General features: G+C 39.8%; 16 protein-coding genes and 1 pseudogene. 10 read left to right on the top strand and 7 right to left on the bottom strand.

Annotated elements, in window-relative coordinates; genetic code table 11:
- Nucleotides 1-35: 35 nt before the first annotated feature.
- The 3 genes from KHS79_RS21655 to KHS79_RS21645 form a co-directional block, all read right to left on the bottom strand.
- A complete protein-coding gene (locus KHS79_RS21655) occupies nucleotides 36-458 on the bottom strand; it encodes a type 2 periplasmic-binding domain-containing protein (RefSeq protein ID WP_212722044.1) in 423 nt (140 codons plus the stop codon).
- 12 nt (nucleotides 459-470) lie between these two features.
- On the bottom strand, nucleotides 471-773 hold the full coding sequence (locus KHS79_RS21650; RefSeq protein ID WP_212722041.1) for a hypothetical protein: 303 nt from the start codon (nucleotides 771-773) through the stop codon (nucleotides 471-473).
- Nucleotides 774-1,004: 231 nt separating this feature from the next.
- Complete coding sequence (locus KHS79_RS21645; RefSeq protein ID WP_212722039.1) at nucleotides 1,005-1,658, bottom strand: hypothetical protein; 654 nt, start codon at nucleotides 1,656-1,658, stop codon at nucleotides 1,005-1,007.
- Nucleotides 1,659-2,220: 562 nt separating this feature from the next.
- Here KHS79_RS21645 and KHS79_RS21640 point away from each other — a divergent pair.
- From KHS79_RS21640 to mep72, 3 genes are all read left to right on the top strand, one after another.
- Nucleotides 2,221-3,069 carry a transporter gene (locus KHS79_RS21640; protein WP_212722036.1) on the top strand — a complete coding sequence of 283 codons (849 nt, stop codon included), beginning with the start codon at nucleotides 2,221-2,223 and terminating at the stop codon, nucleotides 3,067-3,069.
- A gap of 274 nt (nucleotides 3,070-3,343) precedes the next feature.
- The gene (bamI, locus tag KHS79_RS21635; protein WP_212722033.1) at nucleotides 3,344-4,024 is read left to right on the top strand and encodes a biofilm-associated metzincin protease inhibitor BamI; all 681 of its coding nucleotides are present in this window, start codon (nucleotides 3,344-3,346) and stop codon (nucleotides 4,022-4,024) included.
- A 46-nt stretch (nucleotides 4,025-4,070) separates the two neighbouring features.
- Entirely contained in the window at nucleotides 4,071-5,924 is a 1,854-nt protein-coding gene (gene mep72, locus KHS79_RS21630; RefSeq protein ID WP_212722032.1) for a biofilm-associated metzincin protease Mep72, read from the top strand.
- A gap of 435 nt (nucleotides 5,925-6,359) precedes the next feature.
- Here the strand turns inward: mep72 and KHS79_RS26180 are convergent, their stop codons facing one another.
- On the bottom strand, nucleotides 6,360-6,494 hold the full coding sequence (locus KHS79_RS26180; protein ID WP_267910769.1) for a hypothetical protein: 135 nt from the start codon (nucleotides 6,492-6,494) through the stop codon (nucleotides 6,360-6,362).
- A gap of 353 nt (nucleotides 6,495-6,847) precedes the next feature.
- Nucleotides 6,848-7,939, bottom strand: a complete 1,092-nt coding sequence (locus tag KHS79_RS21625) for a GmrSD restriction endonuclease domain-containing protein (RefSeq protein WP_212722031.1) — start codon at nucleotides 7,937-7,939, stop codon at nucleotides 6,848-6,850.
- 337 nt (nucleotides 7,940-8,276) lie between these two features.
- On the opposite strand from KHS79_RS21625, the gene KHS79_RS21620 reads away from it, so the two are divergent.
- Nucleotides 8,277-8,561 (top strand): hypothetical protein, encoded by a 285-nt coding sequence (locus tag KHS79_RS21620; protein ID WP_212722030.1) that lies wholly within the window; start codon nucleotides 8,277-8,279, stop codon nucleotides 8,559-8,561.
- A gap of 208 nt (nucleotides 8,562-8,769) precedes the next feature.
- On the opposite strand, the pseudogene KHS79_RS21615 reads toward KHS79_RS21620, so the two are convergent.
- A pseudogene (locus KHS79_RS21615) lies at nucleotides 8,770-8,988 on the bottom strand (transposase); the annotation flags it as partial.
- A 48-nt stretch (nucleotides 8,989-9,036) separates the two neighbouring features.
- Between KHS79_RS21615 and tnpA the strand changes: the two are divergent.
- From tnpA to tnpB (KHS79_RS21585), 6 genes are all read left to right on the top strand, one after another.
- Nucleotides 9,037-9,327 carry an IS66 family insertion sequence element accessory protein TnpA gene (gene tnpA / locus KHS79_RS21610; RefSeq protein WP_212722012.1) on the top strand — a complete coding sequence of 97 codons (291 nt, stop codon included), beginning with the start codon at nucleotides 9,037-9,039 and terminating at the stop codon, nucleotides 9,325-9,327.
- The gene (gene tnpB / locus KHS79_RS21605) at nucleotides 9,324-9,680 is read left to right on the top strand and encodes an IS66 family insertion sequence element accessory protein TnpB (RefSeq protein ID WP_212722010.1); all 357 of its coding nucleotides are present in this window, start codon (nucleotides 9,324-9,326) and stop codon (nucleotides 9,678-9,680) included. Before tnpA ends, tnpB (KHS79_RS21605) begins: the two co-directional genes overlap by 4 nt.
- A 142-nt stretch (nucleotides 9,681-9,822) precedes the next feature.
- A complete protein-coding gene (locus tag KHS79_RS21600; protein ID WP_212722008.1) occupies nucleotides 9,823-10,026 on the top strand; it encodes a hypothetical protein in 204 nt (67 codons plus the stop codon).
- 155 nt (nucleotides 10,027-10,181) lie between these two features.
- Complete coding sequence (locus tag KHS79_RS21595) at nucleotides 10,182-11,228, top strand: Fic family protein (RefSeq protein WP_212722005.1); 1,047 nt, start codon at nucleotides 10,182-10,184, stop codon at nucleotides 11,226-11,228.
- A gap of 961 nt (nucleotides 11,229-12,189) precedes the next feature.
- On the top strand, nucleotides 12,190-12,651 hold the full coding sequence (locus tag KHS79_RS21590; protein ID WP_212722002.1) for a hypothetical protein: 462 nt from the start codon (nucleotides 12,190-12,192) through the stop codon (nucleotides 12,649-12,651).
- A gap of 2 nt (nucleotides 12,652-12,653) precedes the next feature.
- Nucleotides 12,654-13,010, top strand: coding sequence for an IS66 family insertion sequence element accessory protein TnpB (tnpB, locus tag KHS79_RS21585; RefSeq protein WP_094789101.1), 357 nt, complete (start codon nucleotides 12,654-12,656; stop codon nucleotides 13,008-13,010).
- A 47-nt stretch (nucleotides 13,011-13,057) separates the two neighbouring features.
- On the opposite strand, the gene tnpC is transcribed toward tnpB (KHS79_RS21585), so the two are convergent.
- On the bottom strand, nucleotides 13,058-14,719 hold the full coding sequence (tnpC, locus tag KHS79_RS21580) for an IS66 family transposase (RefSeq protein WP_094789102.1): 1,662 nt from the start codon (nucleotides 14,717-14,719) through the stop codon (nucleotides 13,058-13,060).
- Nucleotides 14,720-14,756: the final 37 nt, after the last annotated feature.

The following is a 14,756-nucleotide window of genomic DNA, read 5'->3' as shown; positions in this document are numbered from 1 at the left end:
AATTGCTCTATATAGTTAGTAATATTAGATACATCTTAATACTCAAGTAATACTTTAATTGAATCATCTATATTTTTATTACTTATATAACCAATAATACTTGGGTTTTTTGAAACCAATTCCTTTACCGCTTCATCATTAGATTCCACTTTTGGTGGCATACCTTCTCCAGTAAATATTTTATAAGACCAAAAAGATTTTAGCTGGCCACTGTCTTTTTTAAGGATTTTTTCAATAAATGCTTTTTTTATTGGTGAAGTATCCATTTGGTCAATAGGAACAGCTTTAGTACCATTAGGAAAACGTTTTGCTTTGCCTAGAAATATTCTGGATACTTCACTTTGTGTTAATGTAAAACTACTTGATGGATGAACAATAATTGCATCAGCACTTACTGTACTTGAAAGATGGGGTAGGATACTTATGAATAATAAGTAAAATAGGGTTGTTTTTTTCATGACTTTGTTCACTTAAAATACAGCGTCTATACCCATGGCGAAAGTGCTAACAGAATTTCTTTCACCATAAATGTTTTTCAATGTTTGGCTTGATTTGTCACTCGAATGTGTATATTCAAATTTTATGGCTGCAGATTCAACAAAATCCCAACGCAGCCCTAGTGTTAACGTTCCAATATTATCTTCCTTGTTATCAAAGGTTATTCCTGTTGTTACTCCATCGTGATTGATATCTTCTGCTTTGAAACTTGTTGAACGATAAGCATAAGAAACATGAGGCGTAAGACTGTCTACTCTTAATCCAGCGCTAATCATAGCAGATAACCGATCATCTCCCCCTAACTCTGCCGACGTTGTAGTAATTATTTTATCACCCGTTAAATAAGTTAACTCACTACTTATAAACCAGCGATAGAAGTCTAATTTAGCGCCAATGGAACTAAAGTAAAGAGCATCTTTATTATTTTCTGTATAATATGCATTATTGCCATCCCCTGCTTCGGCTTTAGCATAATGTTGAGATACTCTTAATGTTAAAGCATCATTTTAAGCGGAAATAACGATACCTACCAGGTTTTCTAACTCAACATTACCAAGCGCTGCTTGAGAGTTTTTTGCATTGCCATAATAAATTTGGTTTTTTAGATCCCAACCTGCTATATCCGTTGAGTGTTTAACAGAAAGACCTGTGTATGCACTCACACCTTCGCCATAAAGCTCTACAGGGGGACGTAACCAGTGATAGGCAAAACCTACGTCTAAATAACTTGAATACATGTAAAGAGGAATACGTTGCCGACCAGCAACCAACGTCCATGACTCATCAACTGAGTAAGAGGCATAAGCCCACTCTAACTCGGCATCAAAATCATTGGCCCCGTGAGCAGTTAATTGCGCTGTAGCAGATAGTTTTTCGTTTACATCAGAATGGATTTGTATGCCAAGATTTGATTCCGGTAGAAAACTAAAGCTATCATCATATCGCGCATTTTCATTAGGCGTCTTATCTGAGTTATTGATGAAGACGGGTGTCGTGACATAAGTTGACTCTTTACCATTGGCTAGCTTCTTATCATTGACCGTCATTCCACCGACAACGGAGATAAAACCATCAATCCGTATTTGAGCGGCTAATGTTGTCTGTGAGATTAGGATAGTAGAAGCAATAAGCCCATTGACTGCATATTTAATACTATTCATTATCATACTACTGTCTTTTAACTATTTTTTATAAAGCTAGATCTGTTATGCATTACTGGTCAACCTAAACTGGCTATATTTATTTGAAAACTTTAAAAATCGATGGTGAGCATGTTTCCATGGCCAGCACTATCAAGAGGCAGTGAATAAAAAGTCCATAATATGTATTGTAGTAATCTATGCTATATATTGAGAAAATAAAAAGTATTAAAATGGTTAATGATGTATTTTTTTTAAAAGGCGAGTGATGTAAAAATATTTAATAAATAGTGATTATTCAGGTAATCAAATAATAAAATGAGTAAAAAGTTTATATAAAGCCAGCATGATTTTAAAAAATGACTACGCATTTAATATTGTTAACCATACTTTTATTGGTAGAATTTGTTAAATATTAATTTTTAATGCGCGTTCTAAAGACTTTGCAGAAGTTATATCCAATTGAGTAACATCATATTGGTGGTTATGAAGTAGACTATTCAATGCTGGCTGGCCCCCTACAAATCATTGATTAAAAAGTTGATTCACCGTAATCATGAACAGGAATGAGATGATATGTTGGATGCCCTTGGTTATTTTACTGGCCTCTGACACTACACATGCCATTGATACTATACCTGGGCAAGCTATTGCTCCTCCACCAGATGTAAATGCATTCATGCTGTCGTATACCGCTATACAGTTAGGGGACAAATACAGCGATGGAAAAAAAACTAGTTTGAATACTCAACTTAATTTTGATGGAATCTTAGTTCGCTATACACGAACCTTTACTCTTAACAACCAACCTGCCGCCGTTTACATTCAACCTAGCTGGCTGCATGTTAAACCCAGTCAATCACTCTCTTCTTTCGATGATGAATATGGTTTGGGAGATACCGCCAGTGCATTTGCGTACTGGTTTTATGCTGATCATCAAACGGGTCGCTACTTTGCTACAGCATCATATTTGATCGCCCCAACAGGAGACTATAACTCAAATCAATTGATCAATTTAGGGTTAAATCGCTGGTCATTTGCTCAGCAAATCGCTTATCAAACAAAACTGAGTGACCATTGGGATATTATGGTTTCTGCTGATGTGCAATGGTTTGAAGAAAATAATGACTACCGCCTCACCCATCAAAAATACCAACAAAAATTACTTTTTTCGACCCAAGCTACCTTAATGTTCAATATAGAACCAACGTTAGTATTCGCAGGAAGTTATTACTTTCATAAAGGTGGAGAAAGTAAGCTAGAGGGTGTTTCACAACATGATTCAATTGAACGGCATCGATACGGACTAGCCCTTATCAAAAAATCAAGACAAAGCAGGTTAATTTTACAATACGGAGAAGATATTAAAACAAAGAATGGCTTCATTGAAGAACATCAAGCCTTTATTCGTTGGCAGACTTTCTGGAATTAAAGATTTACTATTGAACATATACTCAGTTTTGAGCCATGTAATTTATGAAAACCATTTCACTTTCATCCCTTAAGCTTAAGTAAGAGTGAGGTTATACCTTCCTTTACAAGTTCACCACAACCGCATAAATGTGAAATAGTTCACCATATAATATTGATCTAAGTAGTATAATCGTTCTGTCTTATTTAGCGTTGATGGTGCGGCAAGGTATGCCGCCACACATTAGAATCATCGCAGTACAACGTGTTCAGACACATCTCTTGGAGAATTTTAAGTGAAGTATACTTGGCTGATGCGTACGACATTGTCGGCATTAGGCGTCTCGCTATTTTCTATTTATTTAGTGGGGTGTTCTGAATCCTCAGATAAATTGGAAATAAAACATTCCGCTACTGAAAAGTTAAAAGTCAGAGCAGAACAGACAGAACATCGAACCTCACAGCAAAATAAGAAGCAATCCACCAATAACCCTACAGTAGCCGTAACATTACCAGAGCAACCAGCCTCAAAAAAAGCAGTAGATTTAACTCAAGGACAGCATCAACTTTGGCTGCTTCCAGATGCTGATATTCAGAACCAAGAAACGTATGCTGTTCAAGCGGATCCTTCGGTATTATCTTCCTTTATAATGGATGGTGTTGTCACCATGCAGGTCACAACAGAGCATTCCGTTACCGCCAAATTAATAGAAACTTATAACGGTGATATGGGGGAGATTGTATGGAAAGGGGAGATAGTTGATGGCAATGACACCGAAAGCATGCTGGTAACAGAGGGGAAGCGAACCACCATTATCAGTTTAGCAACACGTTATGGTAATCAGACCGTTGTCATTGATAAACAGACAGGGAAAGGTCGTGCCACCAGTGAAGATGAGATTGCACAACGCCAAAATCCTGAGCATGTTGATGCTATTACTGTTAAAGACGATTTACGTAACTCACACCCCAAATAATCTTTAAATCATATTGAGAATGAATAGCCACCCTGGGAGTATGGCAATGAGTTTTTTGTGTCCAAAAAAAGCAGTCGTGTTATCGCTGGCAAGCTGTTTTGCACTATCAGCACAGTCAAGTGAGCATGTGGTTGATATCATGGTACTTTATACCCAAGATGCGGCTAATTATACCGTGGCTGGTGATATTGACACTCAAATAGCGTCTTATATTAACTATTCAAATGAAACATTTAAGCGTAGTCATGTTAACTTGAAATATCGCTTGGTACACAAGCAATTATTTAATTCTTATGATATTGGTCGCTATAAAAGGGTCACCAGCAGTGCTTTAGCGGCATTGGCAGAAAACAGTGAAGTTGCTAATTTGCGGCGAAAATATGGGGCTGATATTGTCACACTGGTGAATCTTCGCGAAGAAGTCGTTCAGGGAAATGCGGTCTATTACACATGTGGTATAGGCTACATACCTGGTGGGTATAATAACACGTTTTATTCGACGGCAAGCGCGAATGCTTACAACCTTGTGGGTGTCGAATGTGGTAACCGAACATTTTTACACGAGTCAATGCATAATGCCGGTGCAGGGCACTCTGCTGAGCAGGATGACTATAATTCAGAAAATTATCGGGTAGACCGGTCGGCTCGAGGCTATGGGCAATATAACCGTTTTGCTACGATTATGGCTTACCCCCATGTGTTTGGCTGGGCTAAAGCTGTTCCTTATATTTCTAATCCTTCTCTTTACCAGTGTGATGGTGATGCATGTGGTGTTTTTGGCAGTGCGGATGCTGCTAAGCACTTGAATAAAATGGGGGATCAAGTAGCTAACTTTATGGCCACAAAGGTGGTCGATACCTCCACACCAACGGATGGAGGCACAGGCTCTCAGCCAGAAACACCCACATCAAAGCCAAACCCTAAGCCCATTTCCATTTGTCAAAAAGACGAGTTAGAAGGTAACTTACTCAGTGAGGGTGACTTTAACAATTTGGGTGTATGGATGTCTTACACGAGTGCTGAAAACATTAGCATCGATTATCAAGATCGTGAATGTGGAAGGGACTATATGGCACGTGTAAGCAACCGTCACTATTTTTACAGTGGTGTTGTACAAGATATTACCTCAAAGATTAAGGTTGGTGTTGAGTATAGCCTTTCCGCTAAAATGGGGTTAAGCAGTCACTATCGCTCACGGAGTATGGGATACCTAGCGATAGAAGTCTCAGATAACCGTGGTACCTACTATCACTATGTCGACAATCACTCTTTGGCAGGCAATACGCTTTCTAAACTCGCTGGCCGTTTTAAAATTAATCCAATAGGTACGCTGCGCTCTGTACGCGTTTTTGCCTACGGACCTGATGCAGGCACTGACTTTTATCTGGATGAAGTTTTGCTGAAGAAAGTTGATCAGACAAACGTGAATGGAACACCCAAACCGGTAATCCGTTATGTATTGGATGAAAACTTCGAGCAAGGTACCAGTAACTGGTTTGGGTATGGCAGCTATGTGGCAAACTCATGGCAGTATTCAACCTCAGGTTACGCTAGTTTACTGACTTATAATCGCTCATCAGCGTATAGTGGTCCCGCGTTAAACCTGCATGGCATTATTGAACCTGGCCAGCGCTTTAAAGTACAAGCCAAATTAAGACTGGGTTATAGTCTACGACAAAATGAAAATGTTGAGGTAGCACTGACCTATGTAAATAACAATGGCTATCGTATATGGGAAACGGTCTCCACTAAGAAAGTCAATCATGGGCAATGGTACGATATTGAGGGCACATTCACTGCGCCAACCCATAACGTGCGCAGCACTTATATGATGATAGTTGGCCCCTCAGCAGGGACTGAGTACTATCTGGATGATATTAAAATACATCGTGCTCAGTAACTGTTTATAATAAGTTAACAACAGGTGCTTAGGTACCTGTTTTTTTAAAATCTGTTATAGCGAAAGAATATTCATCCGTCACCCATACCCCCTTAATGCTCCTTTCAACGTTTCCCATCGTTCCATCAAGTGCGGCCTATGGAACTCACTTTAGTTCTTGCTATTAGCCTGTTCCTGTATCAGGAATGGATAAGAAGCACCATGAAAACATATTCACCCACAGACACTTCTTGGAAGCAGTAAAGGCTAAGTTTTAAGCTTGGAGACAACACCATAAACTTCGTAATCAATAAAAGCTGGCCGTGGTTTTATTGAATAGGTTTTCATAGTGAAGGTAAAAAAACAGCTCCAACGATGTGGAGCCTGAAAGTATATTAATTTTGGTTTTACAACGGGGTAAAACCAGTACAGCTTACTTTTCTGATTATTCTATCATTAGCTGATACGACAAATACTTGGTGGGCAGTTATTCAAAGCTGTCTCTGTTTCCAATATTAACTCTGGAGTAAAGTCAGCATATGCACTACTAATAGCAACAACAGCTAAAACTACAGCTAGTATCTTTATCATAAATCATACTCTTTTGAATTTAAGGTAGGTCGAGGGAGAACAGGCAGATCATTCTGATCTTCCCTATGGTCGATTTACTCACCCTAGACCAAATGGACGCAGATTATAGGGGTTGTGTAGCATAAATAATGTAATTTTTGTTTGTTGCAATGATATCTTATGTAAAGATTACTACCCTCTTAATAAAATCCTGGCAAGGTGTTCAGGCCTAATGGAACTAGACCCATTAATGAGAGATAATCAATCTCTAGTATTGAGGTATTTTTAATGAAAACTGTACACTAAAGAGTTTAAAACAGATCACTTGGATACTGCGAATATACAAAGTACACCCTCAGTTATGAATCGCTTGGTCAGAATACAGGCTGCCCTTCAAGCTCAGTTTTAATTCTGTTCATGGCATCACTGACCAGATCAAAATTAGTAGTGGCACTTTTAGCCCCATAAAAAATACTTGAACAAAAACCTTTTTTTATTTTTTTCAACAACTCATTATCTTCTTTATAGTTGTAATGCGTTTCAAGTATATGTTTAAACACGGATGTAACGATCATCATTATACTTGCTTGAAAATGATGACTTTTCTCACTGGGCGCATAAAGCTCTTTTGAAAAGGTATGTTTTATCCCTAATGAGCGCAAATGAAATAAAAAATCACTCATTTGTTCAAACATAAAAGTAGATTTTTCTATAAATTTTTGAATTTCATTGTGATCCATTTTCCTTGTCTTTGACATAATTTCATCAACATAGTAGGGCGTTCCTGCATGCTTTGCGTTTAAGCCATAGTGTAAAATGTTAAACATCAGAAATAAATCTGAGTGAACAGCTTTATCCGCCATTCGTTTTTTCACCATATTAAAAACTTCAGCTAAAACAGATTTTTCCTTTTTCATTCGCTCAACTTGCTGCGTCACCCAGTCGTTAAAGGGCGAACCAAAGAGTACATGCCTAATTTCTTGTTTAGACATAGGATTAGTTCCCCTGTTATACCGCAGAAAAATTTCTAACTCTAAGCTAGGATCATCTTGAACATGAATATAGTTCACATTAAGACTTGTTTGAACAGAAAGCTTATTCTTTAGCTCTACAGGTAAATCTTCAAAATATAACCCATTTAAATCGGGCATTTTTTCTAACCCTGACAGCAGATATTCATTATTAATAAATCGGTGAATCGCTCTCAGTCTGTGCTGACCATCTATTACGTTCGAAATATGTGGAAATTTAGAGGTGTCAGAGGCCAAGTAAATTGTGGGAATAGGAATCCCCATAAGCAATGACTCGATCAAAAAGCTTTCATCTTTTTTGGTAAATTTATAGTCCCGTTGATAAAAAGGCCTTAGTTTGATCCCTCCTTGTTCTGCTTTTCCTGCATCAATTTCCCGACAAAGCGCTTGAATGTTGAGTGTCGTTGTATTGGATTGAACTTTAACTTGATTCATTATTATTATCCATAATTTTGAAGACAGGGTACACACAAATAAAAATACATGCAACTAAACGTCTAGTATCGTGTAGGGAAATGTTTAGTTTATATAAGTTAATGATAGTAGAATTGTGGCGTGTATAGAGGGTAAGTGATTGTTTTGTGTTGTATTATTATGTGCTATAACCCAGACGGGTTTACGTTCTAGGCCATGCCTACGTCAATTAACCTATCCCCAGAAAGACTTTCGAGAGTAATTTAATTGCTATAGCGTTATTGGTAGGTGATTGCTGCGTAATGATCGGTCACATGCTACTTTTGAAGTATATCAACGTCCAAAGGTGGGGTATCGAATGGCACTATATTACATTGCGTATGAGTTACATGACAGTGATTTGGATGATTACTGCTCCATGGATGAAGCTTTGGAGCAGTTAGGTGCCAACAAAGTAATGCAGTTTCTGTGGGTAATACAGATCCCTGGCTCTCAAGCGACGCTGTTTGAAACAATATGGAAATATCTCCCTAGTAGCACACACGATAAACTGATGGTGCTAAAACCCAGTGAGGTGTGTACGAGTCAAGCGCTTGACGACATGCCAGGCAAAAGATTAATCCAACCCACGGCAAGTCCATAGGTCGCCTGCAGTGAAACGCTGGGAAGCATTGAAAGGCGCATTCAGAGAGTTCCTATTTTGTCGATCCGTATGGCTGCATATGCTTTTTTGGTGTTGCTTGATCATCGCGATTGATTTGTTTATGACCTACTTAAAGCTATAACCGATATAAAAAAACAGGTGCCTAAACCTGTTTTTAATTGATTACACAGAACGGTTCCGTCGCAAATAATTCAGCCTTAAAATCTGCACCTAAATAACCTTTATCACCTAGCAAAATACCACTCTTCATCAATTTCGTTAACTTCCAGACGGCTTCTCGCTCACTGTCATTAGCGGGTGTTAACGTAAACCCTGCAATTGCACCATGAAAATCAATGAGTAAGTGCCCTTTAAACCCATAATAAGTTTCACTTTTGTAAGCGCCAAAGCAACTACACCTTGCCATTGATGAAATATCCTTTGTATGGTTTCTATTTTTAAATAGGAGTCGTACATGAAAAAGCGCACTGTAGAAGAATGGCAGTCTTTATTAGATCAGCAAGCGGCAAGTGGCTTAAGTGCTGCCGCCTTTTGTCGAGAGCATAAGCTGTGCCCAAAGTACTTCAGTTTGCGTAAGCGACAGCTTCGTCATAGCCCACCACCACAACAGAGGTTTATCCAGGCACATGTGATGGCCAGTGTTGATGATGACGTACTGTCTATCCGTTATGGTAAGACCGAACTTCGACTTAACCCAGGTGTATCACCGACTTGGCTTGCGGCATTACTGAAGCAACTCGCATGATTGATTTAACCACCTGTCCTGACGTGTATTTACATCGGGAGTTTGTTGACTTTAGAAAATCCATTAATGGTCTATCGATGATCGTGGAAGCGAATTTACAGTTGTCACCTTTTTCAACCGCATTATTTGTGTTTTGTAATAGGCGTCGAGATAAACTCAAGGTGCTTTACTGGGATAAAACCGGTTTTTGTTTGTGGTATAAACGGTTAGAAAAAGCAAAATTTAAATGGCCAAAAAAACAGGAGCAAAACGCCATTCATTTAACGACAGAACAATTTAATTGGCTTTTACGAGGATTTGATATCAGTCAATTTAAACCCCATCCATCGTTGGAATTTGCTGTTGCGGGATAACTATTTTAGGTAAAATAGGCGACATGTCGAGTATTGTTCATCCTACCCAAAAAACCTGTGACCTACAGGCTGAGATGAAGGTCAGTAACAGACTTAGCGTCGATACTAAAAAGCTCATTGGACGTCTCCCTGCTCAAAATTGATGAAAACGTTATCAACCATCAAAAAAGCGGTGTATCTGTTTATAATTTATACAGATACTGAGCACATTGATCTAACTCGTATATGTACTTATGTTCAGGTTTTGCGGGGTTATCGTGCGTTAGTTATTGGCAATAATGTGATGAATGTCACGCAAATTGGACAGGATGATAAGCTATTGACTCTACTCATGGGTATTCATTAGATGCGGTCAGTTGGTGTGTGATGATAGTGATGAAGCATTACCTTGTTTATACAACATAACAGGGTAATATTTTTATGTTTATACCCTGTTTTTCTTTTAAATTACCTCATTTATTGGTATAAACAGGGTATTAATTTATCTATATTACCTTGTTTATGAAATCACTCACAACAGACTATCTCAATAAGCTTTATTTAAGCCTTGAACAAACCGCTATGTTGAGGGCCATTGGCGAGCATAAAGGTAAGCAGATTCTCTATGCTCACCAAAAAGCGGACGTTCTGAACTCATTGCAAAAGGTTGCACTGGTTGAGTCCAGTGAATCATCTAACCGTCTTGAAGGTATCATTGTCTCCACAGAACGAGTGAGAGACTTGGTGTTACACGATAGTGCCCCTTGTGGTCGATCAGAGCAGGAAGTTGCTGGTTATCGTGATGTGCTGGAGCTTATCCATGAGTCAGCACACTACATGCCGTTTTCATGCAATGTGATTTGCCAGGTACATAATCTTATTTATCGTTATCTGCCACAGGATGGTGGTCGCTGGAAAGCGATGGATAATGATATTGTAGAGAAAAGCCCAGATGGACGTATTTTGCGGGTTCGTTTCCAGACAGTCAGTGCTGTTGAAACCCCTATAGCTATGGAGCAGTTAGAGCTGTGTTATAAGGAAGTAATGAGTTTGTATGATGCGTTGGTGATTATTCCCTTAACCATTTTAGATTTCTTATGTATTCACCCATTTTCTGATGGCAATGGTCGAACAGCTCGTTTGCTTACACTGCTTCTGTTGTACCAAGCGGGCTATGAGGTTGGTAAATTCATTAGTTTAGAAAGGGTGTTTGAAGAAACCAAAGACGACTACTATGCCACGCTAGAGCGAAGCTCACAGCGCTGGCATCAAGGGATGCATGATCCTAAGCCTTGGCTCAATTATTTTTGGGGTGTGCTGATTCGGGCTTATAAAGAGTTTGAAGGACGGGTAGACCAGGTTGATTTCAGCACGTCAAAAGGCAGTAAATCACAAATGGTGAAAGCTTATATTCTTGACCAAATAAAGCCTTTTGCTATTTCTGATATTGTCAATAATTTACCAGGGGTTAGCCATGAAACGATACGTAATGTTATTCGCGAATTAAAAGCAGAGGGTATTATCCAGTTAAAAGGTAAAGGGCGTGGTGCTAAGTGGGTTCGGGGATAATCTTTATCTTTAAAGCCAAAGTAGACATGCTTGCAGAACCAAGCTCTTCGTATAAGCTCAACTCCTCTATGAATGCATTCACTAAGTCGCTCTGGACTCTAAGGTACATTTCGTGGGTAAGTGGTTTTTCTACGTATGGCATATCATTGTACTATAAAATAAGCGACTGGATTGCATATTCCTGTGTTGATTCTGCGGGTGTACGATTAACGTTTACTCAACGTGCTCGGTTTACTTTGTGTCAGTATATGGTTTGTGGAGGTGGAGCTTAAAAAAGGGGTGATGCCCTTTGGTGTGAAATACCTAAACTCTACTATGACTATAGTGCGTGCAGTATCACGGGAGTCTAAGTATTTCACACCAAAGGACACCACTAAAGGTCATGTCCACTGTAGTCACGTCCCTGACCTATGCACAACCACATCTAGTGGTATATTGACAGTCTAGAATCACTTTAAGAGCTATCAAGTCACGAAGAGAAGTTTTTAAATTTAATTGAGTGTATTGTCTATTATGTTGGGAAGGTGAGGAGTCGCTTTTTGAAGGAATATTCTAAATAATAGTGCTTATGACTCAATATGAACAATCATTATAACAAGTGAAGATTTAAATAGAGCGTTATCATTTTGTAGTAGTAAGTGTATTTTTTTGTTGTTATTAATTGAAATTGCGTAATATTGCGGCTTTATTAGCAATAAAAAAATTGAAAAAAACATCGCCTCAAAACCTAAAAAAACGGGAGGAACTGTGATCATTGAGGCAATGCGAAGCATAGAAGTTTAAAGGTCAATTTAAACATCGCGTGACACTGTATTAAACTATCGTACTTTTTTAAAGTGATATTTGTATTCATTTTGTTAACCGTTGAAAATAATCGTGTCCCCTCTGCAACCGTGCGTGACTCCTCCTAGCCCTTGCTGTTAGTCTTTTCCTGCATCGTTAATGGTTCAGGAGAAGCCCCATGCAAGCGGTATCAGAATCTGAAACCCCTTTGACTTTGGAAGACGTCAAGGCTAAGTTTGAAGCCTGGCGGCAGCGTCCTAAACCTCGTAAACCCTTTCCTGATGCATTATGGCATGATGTTTTTCGACTGCAGGCGCAGTATAAACTCACGAAGATATTAACGACACTACGGCTTACCCGTGCTCAGTTTATGCATAAGCGTGCGTTGTTATTAGGGGAACCCGATTGTCTTGCAGAGAAAGCGCCACCTAAACCATCGCCATCCCGTGCATCTATGGCGACTGATTTTATTAGCGTGGATCTTGCCGCGACAGGTGTGGTTAATCACCAGGATAACAAGCCGTCAGTATCACCGATGGTGCTTGGGATTGAGTTAACCCGTCCTGATGGCACGGTCTTAAAAATTCATCAATTACCCACCAGTGCCGTGGATGCCTTAATTCATCATTTTATTGCGTAATTATGCTGCAATTAACACCTCATCATCGTTTATTATTAGCGGTGAATCCCGTCGACTTTCGTAAAGGTATCGATAGTTTAATTGCACTGTGTCAGCAGCATTTAAATGAAGATGCGTATAGCGGGACTATTTTTGTCTTTACCAATAAACGACGCATTGCGGTTAAATTATTAGTCTACGATGGCCAAGGCTTTTGGTTATGCATGAAACGGTTTTCACAGGGCCAATTAAAATGGTGGCCTAAAGCGGACACGTACACGTACACCCTTAATGCACAAGCCTTACAGGTTTTGTTGTATCAAGGCCATCCACAGCGTGCGGCCATGAGTGACGATTGGAAACCCGTTGTCGCTCAATAATGTTGTGTATTTTTTTAAATTAAATTAAATTAATTTAATTTTTTTAATTAAGCCGCTAAATCCTCCTGGGGATTATTCATCGAATTTAAGGTTTCCTGATAACACCACGGTAACCATTGCTTAGGTGATTGTTTAACGTATTGCGCATGGATTTGTAGATCGGTTAAATAATCAATGGGATTAATCCCATTATGTAATGCGGTATGAATCACCGACATGAGGACACTCCCTACATGACCGCCATTAAGCGTTTTATAAAACAGGCTATTATTGCGTACTCGAATGGCTAATTTTAAGGCCCGTTCGACCCGATTAGTATCCAAGGGCACACCTTCATGGGTTAAAAAACGTGTTAGCGTTTGCCAATGCTTTAACCAATAGTTGTAGCTTTTACCTAAAGGGCTATTGGGTTCCGCTTTACGCTCAGCTATTTGCTGCTCCATCCAGGCTTTGAGGTTAGCCATCAATGACCCACTGTGCTCTTGGTGATACGCCAGTCGCGCTTTAGGAAATAAGTTAGCCTCTTGGCATTTAGCTTCGTGGGCATAGACGGCACTGATGGTATCGAGAACCATACCAGTTTGGTCAGGATAATAGCTTTCTAAATTGATAAATTTACGCCTACCGTGTACCAGGCAATGACAAACAAGCGTAGTAAAGGCATCATCCACCTGGTTGCTCTTTAACGCATCGCAGGCTTGCATGACAGGGGGTAAGGACTCATCCCGTTGTGCTAATACTTCACTTAAGTTTTCACCCGCATGGTTCAGACTGGTGATAAAGATATAGAGAGGATGATTACTATAGTCGCCCACTAAGGCCGTGGTATAGGTGCCTTTACGGTCAGGGCGTTGGGGATCATGTTCTTTTTGGGTTTTCACTGAGAGAATGCGTGCCCAGGTGTCGTCCTGATAAATACAGGGGCTTTGTGCCAGGTAATTTACCAACAGATGGTAAATTGGCAGGATGGCTTGATAGACCTCCACACAACGCTCCCATTGCGTGGTATCGGGCAACGGGACTCCGGTTTGCCGCTGCCATTGGGCTAACCGATACAGTGGCAACCCTAACTGGTACTTTAACACCGCGATCATGGCTTTACTGCGCTCGTCGTATTTATTGATAATGCCTGGTGGTAATGAGGCTTTAAAGACTTCACCACAAACCGCACAGCGTAAGCGTTGCTGTTCATAGCGATAGGCTTCAAACAGCTGTCCCCCTTCAATACGAATAAATACACCCGGTGTCTTCAATTGATAAAGGCGGCCACCACACTGTAAAGGACAAGGATCACCTGGGGCATAGTCAGGATGATTCAGCATGATGGTTTCTGCAGCAGTATACGCCTCTGCTGCAATACGCCCATGACCTTTAGGAGGCTGTTGATCATCCTTCACGCCATCATCAGCATTGACAGGGAGCACACCCTCATCATTAGCCGCCTCAGTGGTTACTGTCTCTGCAAATGTGATGTCTGGCTCTGCGTCGGATTGAGGTCGATGACGTTTCTCTGTTTGTATCACAAACACTTTTTTCAGGGTATTAATGCTGATTTTTGAGAAGGTCAGTTTTTGCTGAAGCCATAAACAGAGATCCAACACACCTATGACGAGGGCTTTATGGTCCTGGCTTAATGATGAGGCCGTAATGGCCTGCTGGAGATCCTGATAGGCTTCAGGGGATAAGGTTTCAATCTTGGGTAGCTTCATACAACAGTAAACGGCTATTTATGAAATGAATGCAGCG

This window comes from Zooshikella ganghwensis (genome assembly GCF_018263875.1).
GTDB classification, from domain to species: domain Bacteria; phylum Pseudomonadota; class Gammaproteobacteria; order Pseudomonadales; family Zooshikellaceae; genus Zooshikella; species Zooshikella ganghwensis.
Note: the sequence above shows the minus strand (reverse complement) of the source record. Positions and strands in the feature narration are given on the sequence as shown.